Source organism: Variovorax sp. JS1663, from assembly GCF_002157355.1.
In the GTDB taxonomy this organism is placed as follows: Bacteria; Pseudomonadota; Gammaproteobacteria; order Burkholderiales; family Burkholderiaceae_C; genus Variovorax.
Map to the genome: position 1 here is coordinate 1 of NZ_LYMK01000060.1, position 25,852 is coordinate 25,852.

Sequence of the window (25,852 nt, forward strand, 5' to 3'; positions counted from 1 at the left end):
GGGGGGGGGGGGGGGGGGGGGGGCAAGCGGCGGTGGACCGAGCGCGGCCGCCATGAAGGCCGGCGTGCCCCCACCGCGGCCCTCCCCCAGAGGGGGAGGGAGTCAAAGCCAGTCCGTGCGCGCCGAGCCCGGCGAAACCCTTGCCAAACAGCTCGCGCTGGTGATCGACCTCAACGTCTGCGTCGGCTGCCATGCCTGCGTGACCTCCTGCAAGCAGTGGAACACCTCCGGCAGTGCCGGCCCGCTCGCGGACGAGCAGCCCTATGGCGCCGACCCCACCGGCACCTTCTTCAACCGCGTGCAGACCTACGAGGCCGGCTCCTTCCCCAGCACCGAGACCATCCACTTCCCCAAGAGCTGCCTGCACTGCCAGGACCCGCCCTGCGTGCCTGTGTGCCCCACCGGCGCCAGCTACAAGCGCAAGGAAGACGGCATCGTGCTGGTCGACTACGACAAGTGCATCGGCTGCAAGTACTGCGCCTGGGCCTGCCCCTACGGCGCGCGCGAGCTGGACGAGGAGCGCCAGGTCATGACCAAGTGCACGCTGTGCGTCGACCGCATCTACGACACCCAGCTGCCGCAGGAGGACCGCAAGCCCGCCTGCGTGAAGGCCTGCCCCACCGGCGCACGCCTGTTCGGTGACGTGAAGGACCCGGAGTCCGAGGTGTCGAAGGCGATCCGCGAGCGCGGCGGCTATTCGTTGATGCCGGAATGGGAGACCAACCCCGCCAACCAGTACCTGCCGCGGCGCGTGACCGACGAGGCGGGCGGCGCGAGCCGTGTGCAGCCGAAGCTGGGAGGCATGTCGTGAAGCCGGCGTTCTCGGTCGTCATCTTCACCACCGTGGCGGGCGCGGCGCAGGGCCTGGTCGCCACGCTGGCGCTGGCCGCACTGGCCGGCCTGCCGCTGTCGCCGGGCTTCCTCGGCAGCTCATTGCTGGTCGCGATCGTGATGCTGCTGGTCGGGCTCGGTGCCTCCTTCGGCCACCTGGGCCGGCCCGAGCGCGCCTGGCGCGCGGCGATGATGTGGCGCACGTCCTGGCTCTCGCGCGAAGTGATCGTGCTGCCCGCCTTCATCGCGCTGGTGGCGCTGTGGTGGTGGGCGCTGCGCCAGGGGCATGCCGTGCCCTGGCTGCCGCTGGCCGCCGTGCTGCTCGCCGCGCTGCTGTGGTACTGCACCGCGATGATCTACGCCTGCCTGCGCTTCATCCAGGAATGGGCGCAGCCGCTGACGCCGGTGAACTTCGCGCTGATCGGCCTGTCGTCCGGCCTGGTGCTGGCCAGCGCGCTGGCCGCATTCGCGGGCGAGCAGGCGCTGCTGGCGGTGAGCGGGCCCGCGGCCCTTGTCCTCACGCTCGCGGCCGGCGTCACGCGCCTGCTGTCGCTGCGCCGCAATGCCGCGCTGGTGCCGCGCTCCACGCTGCAGACCGCCACCGGCATCCGCGCACCCAAGCTGGCGCAGAAGTCCATGGGCATGTCCGCCGGCGCCTTCAACACGCGCGAGTTCTTCCATGGCGTGAGCCGCGCGGCGCTGCGCCAGGTGAAGTGGGGCTTCCTGCTGCTCGGCTTCGCGGTGCCGGCCCTGCTGCTGCTGTGGGCGATCGCGACGCACTCCAGCACCGGCTTCGCGCTCGCGCTCGCTGCGCAGGCGCCGGGGCTGATCGCCGAGCGCTGGTTCTTCTTCGCGCAGGCGCGGCATCCGCAGAACCTGTACTACCAGGTCGTGTCCTGAGCGCGTCCTGATGCACGCGCGGCCTCAGACCGGCGCCGGCTGGATCTGGGTGTCGCCGTCGCAATGCACTGCGTAGAGCAGCCCGAGCGGGTTGCCGTGCTTCTCAAGGAACTCGCGCCGCAGGGAGAGGAAGGCCTCGCCCAGTGATTCGCCATCCAGGAAGCGCCCGAAGAAGGCGCCGGCCCAGGCCTGCGCGAACAGGGCCGGCGTCTTGCACTCGGTGCCCACCACCCCCCGCGCGCCCTTGGCCATGAAGTAGGGCACGAAGCCGTCGTAGAAGGCGGCCGACAGCTCGGCCGATTCGCAGGCGTTGATGAAGACCAGCGGGCGGCCTGCCAACTGGACGTCGATCGGGGCCTTCACACCGAGTTCGCCCAGCGTGACGTGCGCATCGCTCAGCGTCAGGCTGGAGGCGTCCACGCCGCCAGGATTGTCCAGGCCGGCCGCGGTGGCGTGGCAATACAGGTAGAGGATCTGGTCGGCGGTCTGGCTGTTGTTCAGCGCCTGGGTGAACTGCGCGCGGGTGGTGCGGCCGGTGAGTCCCAGGCGGCGGCCATTGGCCTGCATGCCGTTCCAGAAGGCCTGCTGATCGGCGACGAAGGGCCGCTTCATCTGCGTGTCGATCGTGGTGTTGAGGTTCAGGCTGACCTGAAGCTTCGGTGCGCTGTCGATGATGGGCGCGGAGACGGTGTCGCCGTACTGGAAGGGGATCTGCTCGACCACGTGACGCATGCCGATGAAGTGCGACCAGTCCAGCTTGCTCTCGTCGGCGGTGTCGCCCACGTACATCGCGGCCCAGGGGATCGGCGCATGCTCGGCCACGATCTGCAACTGCAGCCTGGCCGAGGGCTCGGCCAGGCTGGCGCGCAGCTTCTTGCCGAGCGAGAGCAGGTCGGCCGCGGCGCCGTTGGGCTGGAAGATCTTGCGGAACAGCATGGCGCCGGCGTCTGCCAGGGTCTTGAGCGCGAACTGCCGGTCTTCCTCGGGAATGTCCAGGCCGGCCTGGAACACGAGGCGGCCGTTCGCATCCTGGTGCGTCACCACCTTCATCATCTGCTGCCGCGCCAGGTCCACCACCTTGGCCAGTTCGTCCTGCGCCAGCGGCATCCGTGCGCGCGCGGCCGTGGGGCCGTGCAGCCAGCATTCGTAGCCGCCCGTCGCCGGGGCGATCAGCAGCGTGAGGTCGCGCGGCTTGACCACGTTCACCGCGGCGGGCGGGCGGCCCTTGGTCGACACGTCCGTTGCGGCGGATGATCCCGTGCCGATCTCGAAGACGAGTGTCATCTGCTGGATGAAATTGCCATCCTTGAAGATGGAGGCCTCGAGCTTCGATGCGCCGTCGTGCAGCGGCCGGATGTCGAAGCGCGCCTTGGTGCGGGCCTTGCCGGCGCGCGGAATGCGCAGCGGCCGCATCCGGTCGGCGATCTCGAAGTCCTCGCTGTCGAGCTGGATGGTGAGCTGCACTTCGTCGACGCCCTCGGGGAACAGGCCTGTGTCGTTCAGCGCGGTCGTGCCGGCGGCCGAGGGGCGCTGCCGCACGTCGAGGTCGAAGGCCAGGGTGTACCAGCTGCCGGCGGCAAGCGCCTCGTCCGGTGCGTGGTCCTCGAACTCGGCATGGAGCCACCGCTGTGCTTGCTGCGGTGGCGTGGGCGGGGCGGCTTCGGCGCCTGGGTCGGCTTCCGGCAGCGAAGGCGCGGCCTGCGGTGGCGCGCGCGTCGCGGGTGGCACGGGCTGCAGGGATTCGAAGCCGTCGTCCTCGGCCGCGCCGGCCGGTGCCGGGTCGTCGCCGAGCAGGCCGCCGCCGAAGGTGCGTTCGAGCATCGGGGCGAGATCCAGGTCATCCGGCAGAACGCCGCCGCGCATCGCGCCGCCCGGCTCCCCGAGCATTCCTCCGAAGCGGTCCGCCAGCACCGCCTCCCAGAACACATGCGCGACTTCCGGATGGGCGATGTCGCTGTGCGCGCCCGAGACGCCGCCGCCATTGCGGATGATCTGGCTGGCCTCGAGGTTGTAGATCCCGCCCGGCTCGAAGATGTAGTCGTAGGTGGACGACCGCATGTCCAGGTCGTGCACCTTGCCCAGGCCGCGCAGGCCGAAGCTGCCGACGCCGCCGAAGCGCGGATAGTCTTCCGCCAGCGTGAGCTGGTTGGCCACGCCCGCACCGAGCGGATAGATGCGGCCGACGGCGGTGTCGCGGGTCGAGCGGGTGGTGACGATGGGGCCGCGCACCAGGCCGTCCTGCACGATGCGATGGAAGTAGCCGCGCGTGCCGCGCGCATAGGGAATGTCGTCGGCGTACGACCAGAGGGACAGCGCGCCCTGCACCAGGTAGAGCGAATCGACCGGCCGCACGCGTGTGCCGATGGGCGCGCCGGGCGCTCCCGCCACGGTGGCCGAGACCACGATGCTGCCGAAGCTGTGGCCCATCAGGTGGAAGCGCGCCTGCGGCGCGGTCTGCTGCAGCCGGCGCAGCAGCGCATTGCCGCCGGTCTCGCCGAAGAGCCGCGCACGGTCCTTCATCTTCCAGAACGAGAGCTGGCGCAGCGGCGAGAGCAGGAGGTCGCGCACGCGGCTGCCGAAGCCGCCGGCGCCACCCAGCACCATGGCGCCGCTGGCCATCGCGTCGTCGTTCGACGCCGCGCGGGCCTCGGCCAGGATGGCTTCGGGGTCGAAGCGCGGCTGCTCGGCGCCGGGACGGCCGCTGGGGTCGTTGGTGTCGAGGCCCGATTCGTCGAACAGGGTCGCATAGGCCGACTTCACGGCGGGCGGCAGGGTGGCGGCGTCGCTGTCGCCGTCGCCGCGGGCGGAGGCGAGGATGGTGCGGATGGCCGCCCGCGCGGCGTCGCTGTCGGCGATCTTGGCGGCGTAGCTTTCCACTTCGGCGTCGAAGGCGGCGGGCGACAGCATGTCCTCGTCCGACAGCAGGCCGGACGCGCCCGGTTCGATGGATTCGTCGCCCCATGGCAGGCTGGGCCAGTGCAGGCCGACGATCAGCGGCCTGAAGCCCGGCTTCAGGCGCTCGGCCGTGTCGAGGTCGCCCTTCACCGCGGCCATGGCGCCGATCCACTTGTCGTACTGCTCGATCGCGGCGGGCACGTCGCCCTTCCAGCCGTGGCTGGTGAAGAACACGTCGGTGTAGGGCTGCGAGGCGTTCGACAGGCGCGCCTGCACCGTGTCGCTCAGCATCGTGCCGTCGGGTTCCCTGCGCTCGCGGCCGAGCGCATCGAAGATGATCAGGTCGTAGGGGGTGTCGAGGCCGGGGATGTGACGGGTGGGCATGCGGGTCTCCAGGGGAGGGAGGACTGGCGAAGCCGGCGCGAACGCCTGCGCGCCATGCTAAGCCGCGCCTCGCGCGGCGCCATATATGCCGGATTGCCTAGGCCACCGGACTTCCACCGAACCACGACGTTGCTTGGCAAACCTCTCGGCCGCGACGCTCCCGATGTCGGAGGAGAGGCCGGTGACGGCTCCGCCGCTGCGCGATCTGTTCCGACGCAGAGGTTGCTTGCAAGCCGACGTTCATCCGCCGAACCACTTGGCCGGCACGGTCACCAGTTGCGGGAACAGCACCATCAGGAACAGGATCGCGAACTCGGCCAGCATGAACGGCAGCACGCCGCGGGTCACGTCGTCCATCTTCATGCGCCCGACGCCCGCCACCACGTTGAGCACGGTGCCCACCGGCGGCGTCACCAGCCCGATCGAGTTGTTGATGATGAACAGCACGCCGAAGTACACCGGGTCGATGCCCGCCTGCTTGATCACCGGCATCAGCACCGGCGTGAGGATCAGGATGGTGGGCGTCATGTCCATCGCCGTGCCCACCACCATGCACAGCACCATGATGGCGATCAGCAGCATGGTCTTGTTGCCCATGAAGGGCTCCAGCAACTCGATCACCTTGCCCGGCAGGTCGGCCACCGTGATCAGCCAGGCCGACACCAGCGCCGCAGCCACCAGGAACATGATCACCGCCGTGGTCTTGGCGGCACTCACGAACACCGCGTACAGCTGGCTCAGCTTGAGCTCGCGGTAGATCACCGTCGCCACGAAGAAGGCATACGCCGCCGCCACCACGGCCGCCTCGGTCGGCGTGAACACGCCGAAGCGCAGGCCCACCAGGATGATCACCGGCAGCATCAGCGCCCAGGTCGCGCTGCGCAGCGCCGCGAAGATTTCGGCGGCGCTCTTTCTCGGCGGCGGCACGATCTTTTCCTTGCGCACCAGGAACATCCAGGTCACCCACAGCGAAGCGCCGATCAGGATGCCCGGAAAGATGCCCGCAAGGAACAGCTTGGAGATGGAGACGTTGGCCGCCACGCCGAAGATCACGAAGCCGATGGACGGCGGGATCACGGGCCCGATCACGCCCGAGGCGGCGATCAGGCCGCCCGAGCGGGCCTTGTCGTGGCCGGCAGCGACCATCATCGGCAGCAGCAGTGCGGTGAGCGCGGCCGCATCCGCCACCGCCGAGCCGGACAGCGCCGATAGAAGGATGGCCGCCAGGATCGCCACGTAGCCCAGGCCGCCCTTGATGTGGCCCACCAGCGCCAGCGCGAAGTTCACGATGCGCTTGCTCAGGCCGCCCACGTTCATGATTTCGCCGGCCAGCATGAAGAAGGGCACGGCCAGCAGCGGGAACGAATCGGCGCCGTTGATGACGTTCTGCGCCAGGATCTGGGCGTCGAACAGGTCCAGGTGCCACATCAGCGCGACGCCGGTGGCCAGCAGCGCGTACGCGATCGGAATGCCCAGGGCCATCGCAGCGATCAGGGCGCCCAGGAAGATGGCGACGGTCATGACTTGCTCCCCGGGTGGGTATCGATGGTGGCGGGGGTTTCGGCGTTCTCGCGCGCCAGCTGGGCCTGCAGTTCCTCGAGCTCGCCGGCTTCCTCGGACTCCTTGACCATGACCAGGTCCTGTTCGCGCACCTGGCCGCTGAGCACGCGCCACAGCTCCATCAGCAGCAGCACCCCCGCCGAGACGGCGAACACCACGCCGGCAGAGTAGAAGATGCCGACCGACGCACCGGTCACCGGCGCCTCGACCTCCATGTTGATCTTGACCTGTGCCAGCGAGCCGGAGAACAGCAGCCAGGTGATGTACAGCATGAGCAGCTGGCCTGCCACCAGGCAGATCTTCTTGCCCTGCACCGGCAGGCGCGACACCAGCATGTCGCTGCCCAGGTGGGCATGGTCCCTCAATGCCGAGATCGCGCCCAGGAACACCAGCCACACGAACAGCCAGCGCGACACCTCCTCGGACACGGTGATGCCCGTGTTGAAGGCGTAGCGCAACACCACATTGCCGAACACCAGCAGGACCATGATGGCAAGCGCCAGGGCGATGAGTGCGTCGAGCAAACGGCAATAGCCGTCAACCAGTTTCGACATTGTTGTCTCCGTCGTATGTGAGCCGGCCAGGCCGCCGGTGGGCCGACCAGCCTGATGGCCTACGGCTTGCGGGCCTTCTCGATCTCGCCGTAGAGGTCCTTCACCAGCGTGCCGCCGATCTGCCTGCTGTACTTGTCCACGACGGGTTGCACCTTGGTCCGCATGCGTTCCACTTCTGCCGCGGAGACTTCGTTGACCTGCATGCCCGTCTTTTTCAGCGACTGGAGGTATTGCTCGTTGAGGTCGCGGTTGGCCTTGCGCTGGTAGACGGCAGCCTCGGTGGCCGCGTCCTGAATGATCTTCTTCTCGTCGCCGGAGAGCTGATCCCAGAACTTTTTGCTCAGCGTCAGGATGAGCGGCGAGTACTTGTGATTCGTGACGCTCAGGTACTTCTGCACTTCGAAGAACTTCGCGCTGTCAACTGTGCTGTACGGGTTCTCCTGCCCGTCGACCGCCTTCTGCTCCAGCGCGGTGTACAGCTCGGGAAAGGGCATGGGCACCGCGTTGGCGCCAAGCGCGTTCCAGGCATCGATCGCAACTGCGTTCTGTTCCACGCGGATCTTCAACCCCTGAATGTCCTCGAGCTTCGTCACCGGGCGCCGGCTGTTGGTCAGGTTGCGGAAGCCGTGCTCGAACCACGACAGGCCGATCAACCCTTTCTCGGGCATCTTGTCGAGAAACATCTTGCCGACCGGGCCGTCGACGACTCGATCGACTTCCTTCTCGCTGTTGAAGAGGAACGGCAGGTCCAGCGCGGCGAAATCCTTGATCACGCCGACAAGCTGCGACGTTGCCATGGCCGACATCTCGACGGTGCCGCCCTGCATCGACGAGATGATCGCGACCTCGCCGCCGAGCGTGGCATTGGGGTAGATCTTGACCTTCATCTTGTTGCCGCTGCGCTGCGCCACGAGATCGGCGAACTTCTGCGCCCCCAGGCCATGCGGGTGCTTGATGTCGTAGATGACCGCGTACTTGATCGTGCGTTCCTTGACTTCGGCCGCCATGGTGCAGGTCGTTCCGGCTACCAGCAGAGCGCCCAGCATGCTGGCCGCGAGGGCCTTGAGCTTTATCTTGTTCATCGCTTTCTCCTTGGGTTTGTCTAGAGGCCGCGTGCGCCGGAGGCGAGAAAGCCACCGTCCACGGGCAAGGTCACGCCGCTGGTGTAGGCGGCGTCTTCCGATACGAGGTACATCACCGCCGCGGCGATCTCGCCCGTCGTGCCGTAGCGGTTCATGGGAATGGCATTGCAGTACTCCTGCCGGAACCGGTCGGTGTGCAGTTCACGGGTCATTGGCGTATCCACCGGGCCCGGCGCGACGGCGTTGGCCGTGACGCCGTGCTCGGCCAGCTCCACCGCGATCTGGCGTGTCAGTGCGATCACGGCGCCCTTGGATGTGCCGTAAGCGGTGCGACCGGTGCCCACCGCGCGCATGCCGGCCACCGAGGCGACGTTCACGATGCGCCCCCACTTGTGGCGCACCATCAGGCGGGCCGCGTGCTGCGAGCACAGGAAAGCACCGGTGACATTGACGTTCATCGTCGCCGCGAAGTTGTCCAGCGGGAACTCGAGGAACGGGAACACCTTGGCGATGCCGGCGCTGTTGACGAGCACGTCGCAGCGGCCGTGGCGCTGCTCCAGTTCGGCGAAGGCGCGGGCCACAGACTCCGCGTCGCCCACGTCGATGGCTTGCGCCTCGGCCTGAAAGCCCTGTGCGCGCAGGCCGGCCGCCGTCTTCTCGGCCGCGCCGGTGTCGCGGTCGGCCACCACGACTGTCATGCCGGCGGCGGCCAGCCGCTCGCAGACTTCGGCGCCGATGCCCATTGCGCCGCCGGTGACGAACGCGACGCGCGGTTGGGAAGTTGCTTGTTGCATGCTGCTTTGCTCCTTTTTCATGGAATCCGGGTTGAGGTTCATCGGGCGACTCAGACGGGCGTGCCGCTGCCCCTGAGCGCTGTCAGGAAGTAGTCGGCGTCGCCCATCTGTCCGCCCTTGAGGGCCAGTTCCAGCCCTTGCAGGTGCGGTGCGCTGGACAACAGCCGGCAAAGTGGCGCGCCGGGCGCCAGCCGGGCACGGATTTCCAGGGCATCGGGCGCCAGGACCTGTGTGACGCGGCTGGAGGTGTCCCCCCCGGAGAGCACCAGCCGGCGCAGGGGATGTGCACGCACGATCGCATCGACGACCTCGCCCAGGCGGTCACTGACCAGGCGGCCGCCGTGGTGCCGCGCCGCACCGGCGCTATAGCCCTGGGCCTGCAGGGTCTGGATCAGCGCGTCGATGCGCGCGTCGTCCGGACCGCGGGCGGTGTGCACCACGACACTGGCGCCGGTGGCCAGGGCATCGAGGACCTCGCGCACCAGCCGCTCCACGGCGGCACCGGCTTGCGATTCCAAGCCCAGGGCCTGCACGTCGACGGGCACTTCCTTGAAGCCGGCGTCCACGGCCGCCTGGATCTGCGTGGCGCTCAGGCGCGAGGCGCTGCCGGACACCACCAGCACTTGATCGACCGCTTCGAACCGGGTGTAGCGGTCCGACACCTGCACGGCAGTCTTGCGAGCAGCAGTGGCCTGGCCGTCCTGCCGTTGCCAGTACTGGGTCAGCCCGTACTCCACACCGGAGCCGCCGACCACGAACAGTGGCGCCGCCTGCGCCGAGGCCATCTGCTGCAGGCATTCGCCGGCCTGAGTCAGATGCCCGGCTTCCAGACCATCGAGCACCACGGCACGGCAGGCGCCTGCCATGGCCGTCATCTGCTCGGCCATCGAGCCCGAAGACGGGTCGAAGCGGGTCAGCGGCAGGTTGCCGATGCTCATCGTCGTCTGCCGGCCCAGATGCCGGGCCAGATCGGATTCGTGCATGGGCGTCACCGGGTGCACGCTCATGATGGGATGGCGGTCGATCCGGTACACCTGCCCATCGGTAGCGGAGCGGGCAAAGAGGTGCCCGAACAGGCAGTAGCGGCCCAATGCCGGGGTCGCGGCCACGATGGGCACGAGCGGCTGCCGGAAGGCGCCGCGCGCCAGCTCCATCACATGGCCGATGCTGCCGGTGGCCGGCGCGCTGTCGAAGGTCGAGCACACCTTGTAGTGCACCAGCGGCGTGGGCAGCGCGGCCAGGCGGGAGAACACGTCCGGCAGATGAGTATCCAGTTCCGCGTTGGTCATGGCGCGGCTGTTGCCTGCCACGCCGATGGCGTCGAAGCCACCCAAGGCTTCCATCTGGGCCGGCGTCGGCACCGACAGGAACAGCGCGCAGCGCAGTCCGCTGAAGGCCAGGACTTCCAGGGCGTCGGTGGAGCCTGTGAAGTCGTCGCCGTAGAAGGCCAGCCGCAATGGCCTGGAAGTGCGTGGGTCGGACATTGCCTTGACCCTCACCGTCCGGCGAAGTGCGACAGGGCCCGTTGCAGAGCCGGGTGGGTGCGGGCATACGTGTCCAGGTCCGCACCCTGCATGGCGGCCTCCCAGGCCTCTCGCATGCTGCTCACGCCGGCGGCGATGCCGTCCGGGTGGCCGATGATTCCGCCACCGGCCAGGTGCATCAGATCGCTCGAGCGAAGTTCGCGGTACATGTCCGGTGCCTGCGAGGCCCATTGGCCCGAGGAGAACACCGGCATCACGGGCTGGAGGCCGCCGAAATCCGACAGGCATGAGCGGGCCGAGTCCAGCACCGACTCGTCCGGCTCCCAGAACTTGCTGCGCAGCCCATTGACGTGCAGCTGGTCCACCCCCGCCAGCCGCCACAGCTTCTGGTAGGCCTTGAACGAGAAGCCCAGGCCAGGGTGGCGAGTGAAGGCGCCCCAGCCATTGCGGTGACCGTGAATGGGCAGCTTCGCGTGACGGCGAAGGTGCTCCACGGCGGCGAAGCCGGCCCAGTTGACGCTGACCATCACGCAGGTGCCGCCGGCTTCCAGCACCGCGTCATGCCGGCGCAGCATCTCGTCGATGGAGCCCGAGATATTGATGGCGTACATCGGCACGCGGCCTGTGCGGTCCGCATGGCGTTGCAGTATCGGCATCACTGCCTTCAGCCGCTCGTCGAACGGCGCATAGGGGGGGTCGGCGATCAGCTCGTCGTCCTTGATGAAGTCGATGCCGGCCGCGCACAGGTCGTTCACCAGATCGGCCGTCTGCTGCGGAGTCAACCCGATGCTGGGCTTGATGATGGTGCCGATCAGCGGGCGCTCGAAGACCCCAGCCTGGCGCCGCGTGCCCTCGACGCCGAAGGCCGGACCCGGGAACCGGGCGGCGTAGTCCGCAGGCAGGTCCAGGTCGAGCAGCCGAAGCGCGGTGACCTCGCCCAGTTCGAACAGGTTGCCCGCTACCGTGGCGAGCAGCGTCGCCAGATTCGAGCCGACATTGGCAATGGGAAAGGCAATCTCGATCTCGGCCCGGTAAAACACGGCCGGGTTGCCGTGCCGCGCCAGGAAGGCGCTCGCCAGCGTGGGTTCCAGCGCTGGGGGCAACGGATCGATGCGTACAACGCGGGCCCGTGAACGTTCCTTGAGCTGCTCTGTTTCTCCGGGAAGCGAAAGGAAGGTGCCACTGGATTGCTCGCCTGCGATGACCTCCGCCACCTTCTCCGACGGGACCGAGCTTTCGACGAGGTAGCGTGCGCGGAATTCCGCGCGGGGGGTGGTCTGACGCGTCATGGCTGTGATCTTTTCGCTTCGATGGATTGGCCGGGAGGGTTGCGGGAGAGAGGGCTCGATGCAGGCAAATGTTAGGGGCGACGCCGATGCCGGCCAAACGATATGATTTCTCGGGGCTGTGATGAAAACTCACTCAATGGCCGGGAAAACCCCAGACCGGCTTTCATTCACCGAGGAGCACTGACATGGGCGTGGACCGCTTGTCTCTGAATGCCTTGCGCGCCTTCGAGGCGACGGCCCGGCTGCGCAGTTTCAGCGCCGCGGCGAACGAGTTGTCGGTGACGCACGGTGCGGTGAGTCGCCACGTGCGGATGCTGGAAGACACGCTGGGGCTGCCACTGCTCAGGCGCAATGCGCATGGCACCGACCCGACCGCCGAAGGCCAGCGCTTGGCCGAAGGTCTTTCGCGGGGATTCCAGCTGATCCAGGCGAGCGTCGAGCAACTCAAGCCTGGACCGCTGACGTTGTCGTGCTCCGAGTCGATCATGATGTACTGGCTTCTGCCGCGGCTCTCGCGCTTTCAGGAGGTCAACCCGGATATCGAACTGCGCTTCAACATGGGCTATGGGCCGGTGAACTTTGCACGCGACAACATCAGCGTGGCGATCCGCTTGTCAACCATCGAGCCGCCCAAGGAGGTCATCCGCACGGGTGCCGTCACCGAATGGATTGGCCCGGTGTGTTCTCCTTCCTACCTCCGAAGCCTTCGAGTGACTTCGCCGGCCGATCTGGCGCGTGCGCGACTGATGGTCTCGCGCACCCGTCCCCAAGCCTGGGAGGACTGGAGCCAGTGTTGCGGCACGGACCTCGGGGCATTGCACATCGCCGAGGCCTTCAACCATTTCTACCTGCTGATCCAGGCCGCCAAGTGCGGCCTCGGGGTGGCCAACGTGCCGCGCATGCTGGTGCACGATGACTTGAACAGTGGAGCACTGGTCGCACCGCTGGGCTTCGTGGCCGGACCGCACAAGCTGTCCGTTTGGGTCGCACCTCACTTGAGCCGGCGCTCGGATACCGTGAAGGTGGTGGATTGGTTGACGGATGAGCTTCGTACATCTGAACCGCACCGGCTTTCGATGGCGCCAGCTTGAATCGCTCCGGCATCCGAGGACTGCACCTTCGAGCAGTGCAATTTCATCGGTTCACTCGCCTGGTGGACCCGCCAGGCCTGATCCGCTACGCGTCCGGAACGTACATGTAGCCCGCGTTGCGCACCGTCCGGATGCAGCGCGGCTCGCCCGCCGGGTCTGGCTCAACCTTGCGCCGCAGCCGGCCGATGCGGATGTCGATCGAGCGGTCGAAAGGCTCCCACTCGCGGTTGCGGGTGTTCACCAGCAACTGGTCGCGCGAGAGCACGCGGTTCGGGTTGGCCAGGAACACGCGCAGGAGGTCGAACTCCATCGCGGTCAGCGCGACCTCCGCGCCGCCGGTCTCGAACAGGCGGCGCGCCTCCATGTCCACCTCGCAGCGGCCGAAGCGCTGGCGCCCGCCCGAAAGCGGCGCGGGCGCGGAGGCCGGCGGCTCGGGCGCGCCGGTGCGCGCGCGGGTGCGGCGCAGCACGCTCTTCAGGCGCGCCAGCAGCTCGCGCGGGTCGAAGGGCTTGGCGATGTAGTCGTCGGCGCCGATCTCCAGGCCGACCACGCGGTCGATCACGTCGCCCGAGGCCGTCACCATGATGATCGCCACGTCGTGGCGATCGCGCAGGTATTTGGCCAGGCTCAGGCCGTCCTCGCCCGGCAGGCGGATGTCGAGCAGCACCAGGTGCGGCGGCTCGCGCTCGATGCATTCGCGCATCTGCTGGCCATTGGCCGCCTCGCAGGTGGAGAAGCCGTGTCCGCCGAGGTACTCGCGCAGCATCGCGCGCACCGAAGCGTCGTCGTCGACGATGAGCACGCGGGTGGGCTCGTCCATGGGCGGCATTCTGCCGCGTCACCCGGCCGCTACACAACTGCAACAAGGTGGAGCGCGGGTGTCGCGTGGCGGTTACCCTGGCCGCCCAGACTCCGGGCCAGGGACACGATCCTGCCGCGGGGCGCCGGCGCCGCGCTCTTTTCCAGACCCGAGGAACAATGCCATGAACACCACCGCCACCGCCCGCTACGCCAAGGTCATCGAGATATCCAAGCGCATGCGCTGGGAGATCGACCGCGACATCGTCCGGGGACGCGACTTCGACTACGGCCGCGCCTTTCTGCCCGACGGGCTCTCGCTCGCGGACGAGCTGGACTTCCTCGATGCCGCGGACCGGCGCCTGCTGAGCCAGGTGCAGGGGCGCACCTATGCCTACATGTTCGGTCTCGCGGAGCGCTTCATCAGCGCCAAGATCATGGAGATCGGCCATGCCCGGGCCTTCGGCGACCAGGTGGAGATGGAGGCGCTGGTGCGCATGACCGACGAGGAACTCAAGCACCAGGCGCTGTTCCGCCGCCTCGAGGACATGATGGCCGCCGGCATGCCGCCCGGCCACCGGATGACGGCGGAGCCGAACGCGGTGGCGCAGGTCGTGCTGGCCAGCAGCACCTGGGCCGTGCTGGCGCTGACGCTGCACATCGAGCGCTTCTCGCAGGCGCACTACCGCGCCAGCATCGGCCCCGACGAGCAGCTCTGCCCGCTGTGGAAGGACGTGTTCCTCTACCACTGGCGCGAGGAGGCCCAGCACGCGGTGCTCGACGAAATGGAGTTCCTCCGCGAGGACGAGCACCTGGATGCCGCCGCGCGCGACGCTGCGGTGGACGACCTGATCGCGCTGGTCGGCGCCTTCGACGCCATCCTGCAGGGCCAGGCGGCGGCCGACGCCGCCTACTTCTGCGCCATCGCCGGCACGCAGCCGGATGCGTTGCGGCGCCGGCGCATCGAGGGGGTGATCCTGAAGGCCTATCGCTGGCAGTACCTGGTCTCGGGTTTCATGGAGCCGCGTTTCCGCAAGATCCTTTTCTCGTGCCTGGACGATGCACAGGCCGTCCGCATCCGCAACGCGATGGCGCCGCTGGCCTATGCGGTGCCGCGGCTGGGCGGGCTGGTCGACGCGATCGCTGCCTGAGCCTGCGCCCGGCCGTTCCAGGCCCGATGCCGTGCGGTGGCCGCGGGCCGCCGATCCACAATAGCCTCCCGCGCGCTCCTCCGCTGGGGAGGGGGCGCGTCGAAGGCATCCGGAAAGGCAAAGGCAATGAAGAACATCGGCATGGTCGGCATCGGCATGATGGGCCACGGCATCGCGAGCAACATCGTCAGGCGGGACTACGAACTGGGCGTGTTCGAGCACCCGGGCAACCAGCCGCTGGACGCCCTCAAGGCGGCCGGCGCGAGCGGCTTCACGAGCCTGAAGGAACTGGCCGCACGCTCCGACGCCCTCATCCTCGTGCTCACCGGATCGCCCCAGGTGGAGGCCGTGCTGCAGGGCGCGGACGGCCTGCTGGAAGGGCTGCGGCCCGGGGCGGTGGTGATCGACTGCTCGACCGCCATCCCCTCGTCGAGCGTGCGCATGGCGCAGGCCGTGCAGGCAGCGGGCGGGCGCTTCCTCGACAGCCCGATGACGCGCACCCCCAAGGAGGCGGCCGAGGGCCGGCTGAACCTGCTGGTGGGCGGCGACGCGGACCTGCTGGAAACCTGCAGGCCGCTGCTGTCGTGCTTCGCCGAGAACATCACCCACATGGGCCCGGTCGGCGCGGGCCACGGCATGAAGCTGCTGCACAACTACGTGTCGCTGGGCATGGTGGCGCTGCTGTCGGAGGCGGCTGCCTGCGCGCAGCGCAACGGCGTGGCGCCCGAAGCCTTCGTCGAGGTGCTGGCCAAGGGCGGCGGCGGGGGGATCGCGCTGGAGCGGCTCAAGCCCTTCCTGCTGTCGGGGGAGACGTCGGGGCTGCGCTTCTCGGTCGCCAACGCGCGCAAGGACCTGGACTACTACAACACCATGGCGGCGGACGCGGGCTCGCACCAGGCGATCGCGGCGGCGGTGCTGGGCACGCTGGAACTCGCGCTGGCGCGTGCGCCGCAGGCGCTGGTGCCGGAGCTGCCGGCGATCCTCGGCGGCGCCTGAGGGCCGCCTCACGCAGTCGTCGCGCCCAGCAGCTCGCCCAGCGTGGCCCGCAGCCGCTCGGCATCGATCGGCTTGCGCAGGAGCGTGCGCACGCCGCACTGTTCCAGCTCCTGCGGATCGAATCCGCCCGCGTTGCCGCTGATCAGCATCACCGGCAGGCTGGGCCGCAGCGCACGGGCGCGGGCCGCCAGTTGCAGGCCGGTCATGTGCGGCATGGTCTGGTCGGTGATCAGCAGGTCGGCCTCGTGTGCCGGCTCGGCCAGCCAGGCGGCCGCGGTCTGCGGTTCGCGCTGAAGCCGCACGTGCAGGCCCCAGCTGGCCAGGCGCTCGACCAGGAAGTCGCCCACCATCGGGTCGTCCTCCACCACCAGCACATTGCCCCGCAGCGCCGGCCCGTCCGCGGCGGCCGTGCGGCGCGGCGCCGGGTCGGTGGTGCTGGCGGCCGGCGCCGAGGACGCGGCCCGCGGCAGCATCACCGAGAACACCGAGCCGTGCCCGCGCACGGTCTGCACGCGCAGGTGGCCGCCGTGGCCGTGCACGATGCCGTGCACCATCGCCAGCCCCATGCCCGAGCCGCTGCCCGGCGCCTTGGTCGAGAAGAAGGGATCGAAGATGCGCTCCAGCAGCTCCGGCGCCATGCCGCTGCCGCTGTCGGCCACGCTCAGTTCCACCCAGGGCCCGCCGTCCACCGGCGCCCGGCATGACGCGCACTGCCAGCGCTGCTGCGCATGCGCGTTCAGGTGCACGCTGATGCGGCCGGCGCCTTCCAGCGCGTCGCGCGCGTTGATGCACAGGTTGAACAGCACCTGCTCCAGTTGCACCGGATCGACCGCCACGCACAGCGGCGCGCCCAGGTCGTCGACATTGGCGTTGCCGCCCAGCGTGACCGAGGAGGGCAGGGTGGCGCGCAGCAGGCGCAGGGTCTGCCGCACCAGCGGGCCGACGTCGAGCACGCGCGCCTCGCCGCGCTGGCGGCGCGCGAAGGCCAGCATCTGCGCGATCAGGTCGCGGGCGCGCTGCGCCGCCAGGTGCGCCTGGCCCAGTTGGCGCTGCAGCATCGGGTCGCCCAGCGTCTCGGCGCGCTCCTCGCCGAGCACGAGGTAGCCGATCACGCTGGTGAGGATGTTGTTGAAGTCGTGCGCGATGCCGCCGGTGAGCTGGCCGATGGCCTCCATCTTCTGCGCCTGCCGCAGCTGCGCCTCCAGCGCCAGACGCGCCGTCTCGGCCTCGCGCCGCGCACTGATGTCGCGCACGTGGCCGACGAAGATGTTGCCCTCGGGCGCCTCGGCCACGCTCACCGCGAGCTCGACCGGAATCTCCTCGCCGCTGGCGGTGAGGGCGGTGGACTCGACCAGCCGGCCCAGCATCGGCCCGCTGCCGGTCAGCGGGAATTCGCGGACCCAGCGGCGGTGCGCCTCGCGCCGGCGCTCGGGCACGATCACCTCGGCCACCAGCCGGCCCAGCACCTCCTCGCGCCGGTAGCCGAACACGCGCTCGGCGGCGGCGTTGAACTCGACGATGCGGCCCTCGCCGTCCATGCCGATCACGCAGTCGAAGGCGGCCTCGACCGTGGCGCGCAGCCGGGCCTCGCTGCGCTGCAGGGCGCGCTCGCGCTCGCGGCGCTCGGTGATGTCGCGGGTGAAGGCCAGGATGTGGCGGCGGCCGTTGAAGGTGGCGGGCTTGAGCCGCACCTCGTCCCAGTGCAGGCTGCCGTCCTTGTTGCGGCGCTGCCATTCGAAGGCGGGGCAGTGGCCCTGCCTGGCCAGCTCGATCCAGCGCGCCGCGTCCTCGGCGGTGTAGGGCGGCACGTTGGAGCTCACGTCCGCCACCGACAGGCGGATCAGCTCCTCGTGCGTGTAGCCGAAGGTTTCGCAGGCCTTGCTGTTGACGTCGATGATGCGGTCGCTGTCCCAGTCGTGCACGAAGATCGCGTCCTCCGCGGTCTCGAAGATGGTGCGGTAGCTGGCCTCGGAATGCTGCAGCGCCTCGCTGGCGGCCAGCCGCTCGACCTCGGCGGCGGCGCGCATGGCGAAGATCTTGAGCATGGACTCCACCCGGTCCACCTGCGTGAGCGGCCGGCGCGAGGCCACCGACACCACGCCCAGCGGCGTGCCGTCGGTCGCTGTCAGCGGGTAGCCGGCATAGCTGACGGTGCACAGCGCCTTGGCATCCGCGTCGTCCGGGAACAGGGCCTGCAGGTCATTGGGGTAGGCGCGGAACTGCCGGCCCAGCACCGTCTCGCAGGGCGTGCCGGCGAGGGCGTAGCGCACGTCGCGCAGCATCTCCCCGTCGTACTGCATGGCGAGCATCCGCAGCTGCGGCGGCTCGCCGTCTTCATGGCGCGCGATGAAGGCCACCTCGACGTGCAGGATGGTCGCCAGCAGCCGCACCAGTTCGTCGAACACGGTGCCGCCGCCCGCATCCGAGACCGCCAGCGCGGCCGCGCGCAGCGCCTCGTCGGTGCGGCTGCGCTCGATCTCCGCGGCCACGCGGCCGGCGACGATCTTCAGCATCGCCTCCGCATGCTCGGCGTCGCCGCCTGCGATCGGCTTGCGGTCCATCGCGACCAGCAGGCCCAACGCCTCGCCGCCGCTGTCGCGCAGTGGGAAGGCGGCGTACGCATCCATGCCCTTGGCCGCGAACAGCGAGCCCGGCGGGAACTGCGCCGACACGCCCTCGGCCATGTAGCGGAACTCGTTGCCCACCACGCGGGCGCAGGGCGTGCCGGCCAGGCCGTAGTCGAAGTTCTGCAGCGTCCGGCCGTCCAGGCGCACGGCGAGGGTGCGCATCAGGCTGCAGGCGTTGTCGGAGAACACGGCGATGAAGACGGTGGGCACCGCCAGCGCCTCGGCCAGCTCGCGCGTCAGCGCATCGAAGAGGCCGGGGCCGCTGGCCTGGGCCACCGCCAGCGCCACCCGGCGCAGCGACTGCAGCTGGGCCGTGAGGCCGGCCAGCCGGGCGTCGTCGGTGGATGTCGCTGCCGGAGCGTGCATGGCGCGAGTCTAGGCGCGAGCGGCCGCGCCGTGGCCTTCATTGCCCGCCCGATACATGCCGGATACATGGCGGTTTCGCGCGTTGCGCGGCGAAGCGAAACGGCTACCGACGCGTGTCTTTTCGATATGCGGCGAATACCGGCGCCGTCCATCCTTGCAGCATCGGCCCGTGGTGAGACCGTGTTTTCGTCGAGGAGTGGTTGTGATGTCCGAGCGCCCGTTCCCTTCGCTTTCCGCCGACCTGCAGCGCCTGTGCTGGCATCTGCGTGCGTGGTGCCTGCTGCTGCCCTGGCAGCTGCGCGCACCCCTGTCGCGCGAGCTGCGGCGGCTGCGCCCCGGCATCGGCTCGGTGCTGGGCCATGCGCTGGCGGCGCTGCTGAGCACCGGCTGCGCCAGCCTGCCGGCGCCCGAGGCCGCGCGGCCGCGCTCGATGGCGCTGGAGCAGGTGGCCCACACCCGCCTGGCCCAGGTGGCGCGCGCTTCGGCCGAGGGAACGGACCCGGCGCTTTCCGGCTTCCGGCTCCTGGCCGACGGCGACCAGGCACTGGACGCGCGCATCGCGCTGGCTCGCCGCGCCCAGGTCTCCCTGGACATCCAGTACTACCAGGTGGCGGCCGATGCCACCGGCCGGCGCTTCCTGCGCGAGCTGGCCGACGCCGCCGCGCGCGGCGTGCGGGTGCGCCTGCTGGTCGACGACCTCTATGCCGGCGACAGCCGCCTGCTGCTGGCCGGCCTGGCGGCCCAGCCCCATGCCGAGGTGCGGCTGTTCAACCCGCTGCCCCAGCGCGGCGGCGCGGTCGCCACGCGGGTGGCGCTGTCGCTGCACGAGTTCGAGCGCATCAACCGGCGCATGCACAACAAGCTCTTCATCGCCGACGGCTCGCTGGCCCTGATCGGCGGGCGCAACATCGCCGATGACTATTTCCAGCGCGGCGGGCCCTCGAACTTCATCGACATGGACGTGCTGTGCTCCGGGCCGGTGATCGGCGGCTTCGAGACGGTGTTCGACCGCTTCTGGAACAGCGAGCAGGCGTGGCCCGTGCACGCGCTCCTGCCCGAGGCGGGCGATGCGGCGCAGGCGCGGCAGGCCTTTGCGCAGGCGCTGTCGGGCCTGGGTGCCGAGCCGCCCGCCGCGCCACTGGACCGCCTCGGCTACCGCCCGGTCGCGGCCGAGCTCGACGAAGGCCGGCTGACGCAGCATTTCGCGCCGGCGCAGCTGATGGCGGATGGGCCCGACAAGGTCGAGGCCGACACCAGCGGCGCGCCCGATGCCTTCGCGCTCGAAGGGGCGCTGCAGGCCATGCGCGAGGCGCGCTCGCAGGTGCTGGTCGCCAGCCCCTACCTGATTCCCGGGCAGCGTGGCCTGGCGCTGATGCGGCGGGCCCGCGACAAGGGCCTGCGGGTCGTCCTCATGACCAACGCGCTGGCCGCCACCGACGAGCCGCTGGTGCACTGGGGCTATGCCCGCTACCGCGCCGAGATGCTGCGCCTGGGCGTGGAGCTGCACGAGCTCAGCCCCGCGCTGGGCCGGCGCGCGGGGGCGGCGCCCGGCGAATCGGCCTCCTCGATGGGCCGGCTGCATGCCAAGCTGGCGGTGATCGACGGGCGGCGCCTGCTGATCGGCTCGATGAACATGGACCGGCGCTCGATGCGCGCCAACACCGAGCTGGGCCTGCTGATCGACAGCCCGGCGCTGGCGGTGGAGGTCACGCAGACCCTGCAGCGCGACCGCGACACCGGCAGCTGGCGCCTGCGTGCCGGCACCCGCCGCCCGGGCAGCATCGAATGGGTGGCGCAGGAGCCCGGCGGCGAGGTCGTGCACGCGCGCGAGCCGGGGGCGGGCTGGGTGATGCGGCTGAAGCTGGGGCTGATGTCGCTGTTCGTGGCGGAAGAACTGCTCTGAGAACTGTTCCGAGACTGTTCAACGACCGTGATGCTGCCGAAATAGGGGCTGGAAGTGTGGCGTTTTACCGGCCTGCTCGGCTGCGACCGGGCGGCGGCGCATGGCAAATGAGTACCTTCGAATTAGCATGAGTACCTTCGATTTAGCAACAACCCGACAACGAGGAGAACCTGCGAGATGAACACCTACCGCACGCTCGACCAGGCCACCGGCGTCGCCCGCACCTTGAGCGCGCGGCCGGACCGGACCGTCATCGTGTATCGCACGGCGGACGACAAGTTCGTGACGGCTTCGCCCAAGGACCCGGTGCGCGGCACCGTCACCGGCGTGTTCCGCGACGGCTACGCGGTGCGTACGCTGCTGACGCGCTGAGGCGCGAACGCGGGTTCAGTCCACCGGTATCCCCGCATCCGTCCCGAGCCGCAGGTGCAGGCCGACCGGGTGCATCGTGAACTCCAGGACCTCGTCGGGCGGCGTGCCGTCCGGCGTCGCGACCTCCAGCAGCTGGAAGTCGCGTGCCAGCATGCTGAGCACGAGCTTGATCTCCAGCATCGCCAGGTAGCGCCCCGGGCAGAGCCGGGGCCCGGCCCCGAAAGGCATCGACAGGCGCTTGGGTGAATGCACCGAGCCGGCGCTGTCGGCCAGCCAGCGCTCCGGCCTGAACGCCCTGGCGGCATCGATCGTCGAATCGTCCACCGCGCCAGGCCGCATCAGCAGATACAGCCGCGTGCCCTGGGGAATGTGCACGTCGCGGATCGCGGTGTCGTGCACCGCGTCGAGGATCAGCAGCGGTGCCACGGGTCGCAGGCGCATCGCCTCGCTCGCGCAGGCTTCGGCGTAGCGCATCTGCCGAAGCTCGTCGAGGGACTGCGCCACCGGCGCGTCCCCCAGCACCGAGCGGGCTTCCTCCACCAGTTGCTGCCATGCCTCGGGATGCTCGTGCAGCAGGTAGATGGTCCAGGCCAGCGTGTTGGCGGTGGTGTCCTCCGAGGCGGTGAGCATGGTGAAGACGTTGCCCGTGATGTCGGATTCGCTCAGCGCGCTGCCGTCCGCGTCGCGGGCCGCGAGCATGGCCTCCAGCAGGTCGGTCGGATGCTCGCGCCGCTCGGGGTTCTGCCGCAGGCGCTCGCGGCCCTGCGCGATGATGCGGCCGATGATCCGGTGCAGCGTGGCGATGCGCCTGTCGTGCGCGATGTCCGAGGGCAGCCTGAAATAGCGCCAGTACGCGAACGGCAGGTTCATGCGATGGAAGACCATCGGGAACATGTGCTTGAGGTTGTCGTGCAGCTCGCTCTGCGCGTTCTCGAGGGTGTTGATGTCGATGCCGTAGGAAATGCCCGAAGCCGCGTCCACCGAGTAGCGCATCAGCTCGCCCTGCAGGTCCATGATCGCCTTCTCGTGCGCCGCGGCGATCCAGCGCCTGCGCAGCCGCCGGGTCACGCGCGTCAGGGTCGGCATGTAGTTGCGCAGGTGCTCGGGGTCGAAGCCGCTCATCACCATGCGGCGCTGGCGGCGCCACTCGTCGCCTTCCGCCGCGAAGAGCCCGAAGGCGTCGGACTCCCGCGCGATGGCCGCGAAGTTCCTCGGGCGGCTCCAGGTGTCCGGGCGTGCGCGCAGCACGGTGGCGATGTCCTCGGTCCGGCTGATCACGACGATCTGCTGCCGCGCCACCCGCAACCGGTAGATGTCGCCGTAGGTCCGGGCCCAGCCTTCGAGCTGCAGGTGCAGCCGGGGGATCTTCAGCTGCAGCAGGTGGCCCAGGACCAGCGATTCCTTCGGGCCCGGCAACTGGCCGATCGACGTGGGCAGCCCCGCGGTCGCGGCGGCGGCATGCGGACGCTCGGAGATGGTGCTCATCCTTGTCTCCTCGGCCAGGGCGATGATGGTGTCCCCTTCTACAGGGTATCCATCGCCGCGCTGTTGCAAAGATGATTCGGATGCAACCAGGCGTAGCGCCATGCCTGGCTGTGCGGCAACTTCTGCGGCGAGGGCCACGAGACCCGGGTCGGGGCCCTGCGGGTGGAGCCGGCCTGAACGGGGCAGGCCAGCCCGCCCGGGGCGCTCAGAGGCTCACCTGGCCCATCGCCGGATCGCTCACCGAATGCCGCCCGGTCTCCACCCGGCCGGCGAAGCGGCGGGACCAGGCCGGGTCCGCGTCGCAGCTCACTTCGAAGTCGTACCAGTTGCCGCTGGCCTCGATGTCCCACTGCTTCTCCACGTCGTCGCCGCCGCGCACGCGCACCGTCCACGGGCCGTCGTTGCGGTAGGCCAGCGGCCGGATGGTGAAGACGCAGGCGCGCTCGCCCTCGTTGCGCAGCTTCAGGTGGATGTCGCCGCGGCGCACGTTGTAGCCCACGCGGATCTCCGGGTCGGCCGCGTCGCGCGCGCGCAGGCGGTTCAGGTCGCCCTTGAAGTGGCGGTGGAAGCCGTTCGGCCCGAGCACCCACAGGTCGTAGCGGCCGGCATCGTCGGCCATCGCGGCCCACTCGTCGTCCAGGCGCTCGTTGGCCTCGACCATGTAGCGGCGCGGCAGGCGGTCGAGGTGCAGCTTGTCGTAGACGTGGAACACCGCGCCCTGCTCGCCGCTGTTGGCGAAGATCAGCTTGAGCTTGCCGTTGCGCGCGTTGGCACGCGCGCTCGCATGCAGCTCGTAGGGCAGGGCGCGCGAGGGCCGCGTGCCCGGCGCCTGCACCGGCCGCAGCGCGTTGGCCGGCGGCTGGATCTGCGGCAGCTTCTCCTGGTCGGCGCGCAGCTGGTCGGCGGCCAGCAGGGTCTTGCGGCCGGCCAGCGCGGGCAGGGGCTCGTTGTTGGGCCGCTCGAAGTTGAAGCAGCTCGTGAGGTCGCCGCACACCGCGCGGCGGTAGCGGCTGATGTTGGGCTCCTTCACGCCGAAGCGCTTCTCCAGGAAGCGGATGATCGAAGTGTGGTCGAACACCTGCGAGTTGACCCAGCCGCCGCGGCTCCAGGGCGAGATCACGTACAGCGGCACGCGCACGCCGGGGCCGTAGACGCGGCCATCCGGCTTCGGCTGGCCGGTGGTGCCCGGCGGGTTGGGGTGGATGAAGCGCTCGTACGCGATGTCCGAATCGCGCAGCGTGGTCTTGCCCGCGGGCGTGCCGTCGATGTCGAGCGAGGGCGCCGAGGGCGAAGGCACGTGGTCGAAGTAGCCGTCGTTCTCGTCGAAGTTCACCAGCAGCACCGTCTTGCTCCAGACCTCGGGCACGGCCGTGAGCGCATCCAGCGTCTCCTGGATGTACCAGGCGCCCTGCACCGGGCTCGACGGGCCGGGGTGCTCGGAGTAGGTGGCCGGCGCCACCACGAAGGACACCTGCGGCAGGCGGCCATTCTTGACGTCGTTGCGGAAGCTCTCGAAATACGCGTTCACGTCGCCCAGCGGGCCGGGCATGGTGTTGGCGATGCCCTTGTACAGCGGGTTGCCGACGTCGTCGCTGGCCGGGTCGTAGGCCGGCGAGAGCGCGTCGTTGCTCACCGGCTTGCCCGAGGCCTCGTTGGCCTTGCGGTACTGGCGGAAGCCCGCGAGCGGGTTGTCGCCGAAGTTGTCGGGCATGTTCTGGTAGACCATCCAGCTGACCTTGGCCTCCTGCAGTCGCTCCGGGTAGGTCTTCCAGTCGTAGCCCAGGGCCGAGGAATCGATCGAGTCCCATTCGTTGTTCACCGTGGCCACGCCCGCGCCGGTCGGGCCGTTGGTGCCGGCCCACATGAACATGCGGTTGGAGTTGGTGCCGGTGTGCATCGAGCAATGGTAGGCGTCGCACAGCGTGAAGGCATTGGCCAGCGCGAACTGGAAGGGGAGCTCGGCCTCCTTGTAGTAGCCCATCGAGGCCGGCGTCTTGTAGCGCACCCACTGTTCGATGCGGCCGCCGTCCCAGGCGGCCTGGCCGTCGCTCCAGCTGTGCGGCGTGCCGCTCACGCGCTGCGCGTTGCCTTGCGTCGCATCGAGGTGGTAGGGCAGCACCGGCTGGCCGGCGGCATTGTTCTGCTGCCACACGTTGCGTCCGCCCGGCAGCGGGATGGTGAAGCGGTCGCCGAAGCCGCGCACGCCGCGCAGCGTGCCGAAGTACTGGTCGAAGGAGCGGTTCTCCTGCATCAGGATCACCACGTGCTTCACGTCCTTGAGCGTGCCGGTCTCGTGATGCGCGGGAATGGCGAGCGCCTTGCGGATGCTCGGCGGAAAGGCGGCCAGCGTGGCGGCGGAGAGGGCGGTCGTGGCGCTGCCCTGGAGGAACTTGCGGCGCGAGTTCATGGGGTGGTCTCCTCTTCCTGGCCTCAGGGCGCGAAGTGCACGTCGCTGCTGCCGTTGGACGTGGACGTCGTGCTCGTGTCGCCGCTGGCGGGGGTCTCGCTCTTCTGGGCGCTGGCGCTGCCGCTGCCCGAGGCGCCGGCGAAACCGCCGCCGCTGCTGCTGCCGCCGCCGCAGGCAGCCAGCGTGCAGGCCAGGATCAGCGCGCTCGCGGCGCGCCAGGAGAGAACGATGCTTCTGGACATGGAAGGAACTCCTTGTGGTTGTCGTCTGGGGGAATGGCGTTTGGCGAGGGCGCGCGCGGCCGTGCTCGGCCGGCATGGCCATGAAGTCATCGGGTCCCTCGCTTGTCGTGGGGTCGGTGCGCTCCCGCAGGGCACGCGTCTCGTCAGTTGTGGGAGGGAAGACTAGGCAGCGGGCATGTCATCGCCGTGAAAAAGCGATGACGGCCGCGCGACGGAAGCGGCGTCGGGGGGAGGGGCATGCGGGCTCTGGCATGCTGTGCGCATGAAGATGCCATACCTGGTTCCTCTGGCATGTGCCGTGGCGGCCGGTGCTGTGAGCGCCGCCGAAAGCTGCGAGGCCCTGCGTGCGCAGATCGAGGCGAAGATCGCCGCAGCGGGCGTGGCGCGTTTCGCCGTCGTGACGGTCGACGCCGCCGCACCGGCTGGCGGCCAGGTGGTGGGCAGTTGCGAGCTCGGCAGCAAGAAGATCGTGTATCAGCGTGAAGGCGGTCCGGGCCCTTCGGCCGCGCTGCCCCCGCCGGTGCGCGGCGAGCGGATCCTGACCGAATGCAAGGACGGCACGGTGTCCCTGGGCGGCGACTGCCGCAAGTAGGGCCGGCCGGCAGTCCCCGCGGCGGGCGTCCTCAGGCGCGCTGCTGTTC

20 protein-coding genes are annotated in these 25,852 nt (G+C 69.5%); 8 read left to right on the forward strand and 12 right to left on the reverse strand.

What is annotated here, in order from left to right:
- The first annotated feature begins 52 nt into the window (after nucleotides 1-52).
- Together A8M77_RS31070 and A8M77_RS31075 are read left to right on the forward strand one after the other, a co-directional pair.
- Nucleotides 53-811 carry a 4Fe-4S dicluster domain-containing protein gene (locus A8M77_RS31070; RefSeq protein WP_086925332.1) on the forward strand — a complete coding sequence of 253 codons (759 nt, stop codon included), beginning with the start codon at nucleotides 53-55 and terminating at the stop codon, nucleotides 809-811.
- On the forward strand, nucleotides 808-1,731 hold the full coding sequence (locus A8M77_RS31075) for a dimethyl sulfoxide reductase anchor subunit family protein (protein ID WP_086925333.1): 924 nt from the start codon (nucleotides 808-810) through the stop codon (nucleotides 1,729-1,731). Before A8M77_RS31070 ends, A8M77_RS31075 begins: the two co-directional genes overlap by 4 nt.
- Nucleotides 1,732-1,755: 24 nt before the next feature.
- Here the strand turns inward: A8M77_RS31075 and A8M77_RS31080 are convergent, their stop codons facing one another.
- The 7 genes from A8M77_RS31080 to A8M77_RS31110 form a co-directional block, all read right to left on the reverse strand.
- A complete protein-coding gene (locus A8M77_RS31080) occupies nucleotides 1,756-5,010 on the reverse strand; it encodes a CHAT domain-containing protein (protein ID WP_086925334.1) in 3,255 nt (1,084 codons plus the stop codon).
- 240 nt (nucleotides 5,011-5,250) lie between these two features.
- Nucleotides 5,251-6,531: a TRAP transporter large permease subunit gene (locus A8M77_RS31085; protein WP_086925335.1), complete on the reverse strand. Its 1,281-nt coding sequence runs from the start codon at nucleotides 6,529-6,531 to the stop codon at nucleotides 5,251-5,253.
- A complete protein-coding gene (locus A8M77_RS31090; RefSeq protein ID WP_086925336.1) occupies nucleotides 6,528-7,124 on the reverse strand; it encodes a TRAP transporter small permease in 597 nt (198 codons plus the stop codon). Before A8M77_RS31090 ends, A8M77_RS31085 begins: the two co-directional genes overlap by 4 nt.
- 59 nt (nucleotides 7,125-7,183) lie before the next feature.
- Nucleotides 7,184-8,206 carry a TRAP transporter substrate-binding protein gene (locus A8M77_RS31095; protein ID WP_086925337.1) on the reverse strand — a complete coding sequence of 341 codons (1,023 nt, stop codon included), beginning with the start codon at nucleotides 8,204-8,206 and terminating at the stop codon, nucleotides 7,184-7,186.
- Nucleotides 8,207-8,226: 20 nt separating this feature from the next.
- Entirely contained in the window at nucleotides 8,227-9,000 is a 774-nt protein-coding gene (locus A8M77_RS31100) for an SDR family NAD(P)-dependent oxidoreductase (protein ID WP_086925359.1), read from the reverse strand.
- Nucleotides 9,001-9,050: 50 nt separating this feature from the next.
- A complete protein-coding gene (locus A8M77_RS31105; RefSeq protein ID WP_086925338.1) occupies nucleotides 9,051-10,484 on the reverse strand; it encodes a four-carbon acid sugar kinase family protein in 1,434 nt (477 codons plus the stop codon).
- A gap of 11 nt (nucleotides 10,485-10,495) precedes the next feature.
- Complete coding sequence (locus tag A8M77_RS31110; RefSeq protein ID WP_086925339.1) at nucleotides 10,496-11,773, reverse strand: ribulose-bisphosphate carboxylase large subunit family protein; 1,278 nt, start codon at nucleotides 11,771-11,773, stop codon at nucleotides 10,496-10,498.
- A gap of 185 nt (nucleotides 11,774-11,958) precedes the next feature.
- Here A8M77_RS31110 and A8M77_RS31115 point away from each other — a divergent pair, with 185 nt between their 5' ends.
- Nucleotides 11,959-12,864, forward strand: coding sequence for a LysR substrate-binding domain-containing protein (locus tag A8M77_RS31115; RefSeq protein ID WP_086925340.1), 906 nt, complete (start codon nucleotides 11,959-11,961; stop codon nucleotides 12,862-12,864).
- Nucleotides 12,865-12,949: 85 nt separating this feature from the next.
- Here the strand turns inward: A8M77_RS31115 and A8M77_RS31120 are convergent, their stop codons facing one another.
- Entirely contained in the window at nucleotides 12,950-13,684 is a 735-nt protein-coding gene (locus A8M77_RS31120) for a response regulator (protein ID WP_086925360.1), read from the reverse strand.
- A gap of 163 nt (nucleotides 13,685-13,847) precedes the next feature.
- Here A8M77_RS31120 and A8M77_RS31125 point away from each other — a divergent pair, with 163 nt between their 5' ends.
- Complete coding sequence (locus A8M77_RS31125; RefSeq protein ID WP_086925341.1) at nucleotides 13,848-14,813, forward strand: hypothetical protein; 966 nt, start codon at nucleotides 13,848-13,850, stop codon at nucleotides 14,811-14,813.
- Between the two features lie 36 nt (nucleotides 14,814-14,849).
- Entirely contained in the window at nucleotides 14,850-15,809 is a 960-nt protein-coding gene (locus A8M77_RS31130) for an NAD(P)-dependent oxidoreductase (RefSeq protein WP_337590035.1), read from the forward strand.
- A gap of 8 nt (nucleotides 15,810-15,817) precedes the next feature.
- Here A8M77_RS31130 and A8M77_RS31135 read toward each other — a convergent pair whose 3' ends face one another.
- Nucleotides 15,818-18,802, reverse strand: a complete 2,985-nt coding sequence (locus A8M77_RS31135) for a PAS domain S-box protein (protein ID WP_086925343.1) — start codon at nucleotides 18,800-18,802, stop codon at nucleotides 15,818-15,820.
- Between the two features lie 205 nt (nucleotides 18,803-19,007).
- Between A8M77_RS31135 and A8M77_RS31140 the strand changes: the two genes are divergently transcribed.
- Both A8M77_RS31140 and A8M77_RS31145 read left to right on the forward strand, forming a co-directional pair.
- Nucleotides 19,008-20,705, forward strand: a complete 1,698-nt coding sequence (locus A8M77_RS31140) for a phospholipase D-like domain-containing protein (protein WP_158101032.1) — start codon at nucleotides 19,008-19,010, stop codon at nucleotides 20,703-20,705.
- A gap of 177 nt (nucleotides 20,706-20,882) precedes the next feature.
- Nucleotides 20,883-21,077: a hypothetical protein gene (locus A8M77_RS31145; RefSeq protein ID WP_086925345.1), complete on the forward strand. Its 195-nt coding sequence runs from the start codon at nucleotides 20,883-20,885 to the stop codon at nucleotides 21,075-21,077.
- Between the two features lie 15 nt (nucleotides 21,078-21,092).
- On the opposite strand, the gene A8M77_RS31150 is transcribed toward A8M77_RS31145, so the two are convergent.
- The 3 genes from A8M77_RS31150 to A8M77_RS31160 all read right to left on the reverse strand — a co-directional run bounded on the left by A8M77_RS31150 (nucleotide 21,093) and on the right by A8M77_RS31160 (nucleotide 25,211).
- Entirely contained in the window at nucleotides 21,093-22,562 is a 1,470-nt protein-coding gene (locus tag A8M77_RS31150) for a cytochrome P450 (RefSeq protein WP_158101033.1), read from the reverse strand.
- A gap of 205 nt (nucleotides 22,563-22,767) precedes the next feature.
- Nucleotides 22,768-24,969 (reverse strand): phosphocholine-specific phospholipase C, encoded by a 2,202-nt coding sequence (locus A8M77_RS31155; RefSeq protein ID WP_086925347.1) that lies wholly within the window; start codon nucleotides 24,967-24,969, stop codon nucleotides 22,768-22,770.
- 23 nt (nucleotides 24,970-24,992) lie between these two features.
- Complete coding sequence (locus A8M77_RS31160; protein WP_086925348.1) at nucleotides 24,993-25,211, reverse strand: hypothetical protein; 219 nt, start codon at nucleotides 25,209-25,211, stop codon at nucleotides 24,993-24,995.
- 262 nt (nucleotides 25,212-25,473) lie between these two features.
- On the opposite strand from A8M77_RS31160, the gene A8M77_RS31165 reads away from it, so the two are divergent.
- Nucleotides 25,474-25,803 carry a DUF1161 domain-containing protein gene (locus A8M77_RS31165; protein WP_086925349.1) on the forward strand — a complete coding sequence of 110 codons (330 nt, stop codon included), beginning with the start codon at nucleotides 25,474-25,476 and terminating at the stop codon, nucleotides 25,801-25,803.
- The last annotated feature ends 49 nt before the right edge of the window (nucleotides 25,804-25,852 follow it).

Coding starts and splice junctions, on each gene's coding strand:
- A8M77_RS31070 (WP_086925332.1), top strand. CDS start 53: ATGAAGGCCGGCGTGCCCCCACCGCGGCCCTCCCCCAGAGGGGGAGGG.
- A8M77_RS31080 (WP_086925334.1), bottom strand. CDS start 5,010: ATGCCCACCCGTCACATCCCCGGCCTCGACACCCCCTACGACCTGATC.
- A8M77_RS31085 (WP_086925335.1), bottom strand. CDS start 6,531: ATGACCGTCGCCATCTTCCTGGGCGCCCTGATCGCTGCGATGGCCCTG.
- A8M77_RS31090 (WP_086925336.1), bottom strand. CDS start 7,124: ATGTCGAAACTGGTTGACGGCTATTGCCGTTTGCTCGACGCACTCATC.
- A8M77_RS31095 (WP_086925337.1), bottom strand. CDS start 8,206: ATGAACAAGATAAAGCTCAAGGCCCTCGCGGCCAGCATGCTGGGCGCT.
- A8M77_RS31100 (WP_086925359.1), bottom strand. CDS start 9,000: ATGCAACAAGCAACTTCCCAACCGCGCGTCGCGTTCGTCACCGGCGGC.
- A8M77_RS31105 (WP_086925338.1), bottom strand. CDS start 10,484: ATGTCCGACCCACGCACTTCCAGGCCATTGCGGCTGGCCTTCTACGGC.
- A8M77_RS31110 (WP_086925339.1), bottom strand. CDS start 11,773: ATGACGCGTCAGACCACCCCCCGCGCGGAATTCCGCGCACGCTACCTC.
- A8M77_RS31115 (WP_086925340.1), top strand. CDS start 11,959: ATGGGCGTGGACCGCTTGTCTCTGAATGCCTTGCGCGCCTTCGAGGCG.
- A8M77_RS31120 (WP_086925360.1), bottom strand. CDS start 13,684: ATGGACGAGCCCACCCGCGTGCTCATCGTCGACGACGACGCTTCGGTG.
- A8M77_RS31125 (WP_086925341.1), top strand. CDS start 13,848: ATGAACACCACCGCCACCGCCCGCTACGCCAAGGTCATCGAGATATCC.
- A8M77_RS31135 (WP_086925343.1), bottom strand. CDS start 18,802: ATGCACGCTCCGGCAGCGACATCCACCGACGACGCCCGGCTGGCCGGC.
- A8M77_RS31140 (WP_158101032.1), top strand. CDS start 19,008: ATGTCCGAGCGCCCGTTCCCTTCGCTTTCCGCCGACCTGCAGCGCCTG.
- A8M77_RS31145 (WP_086925345.1), top strand. CDS start 20,883: ATGAACACCTACCGCACGCTCGACCAGGCCACCGGCGTCGCCCGCACC.
- A8M77_RS31150 (WP_158101033.1), bottom strand. CDS start 22,562: ATGAGCACCATCTCCGAGCGTCCGCATGCCGCCGCCGCGACCGCGGGG.
- A8M77_RS31155 (WP_086925347.1), bottom strand. CDS start 24,969: ATGAACTCGCGCCGCAAGTTCCTCCAGGGCAGCGCCACGACCGCCCTC.
- A8M77_RS31160 (WP_086925348.1), bottom strand. CDS start 25,211: ATGTCCAGAAGCATCGTTCTCTCCTGGCGCGCCGCGAGCGCGCTGATC.
- A8M77_RS31165 (WP_086925349.1), top strand. CDS start 25,474: ATGAAGATGCCATACCTGGTTCCTCTGGCATGTGCCGTGGCGGCCGGT.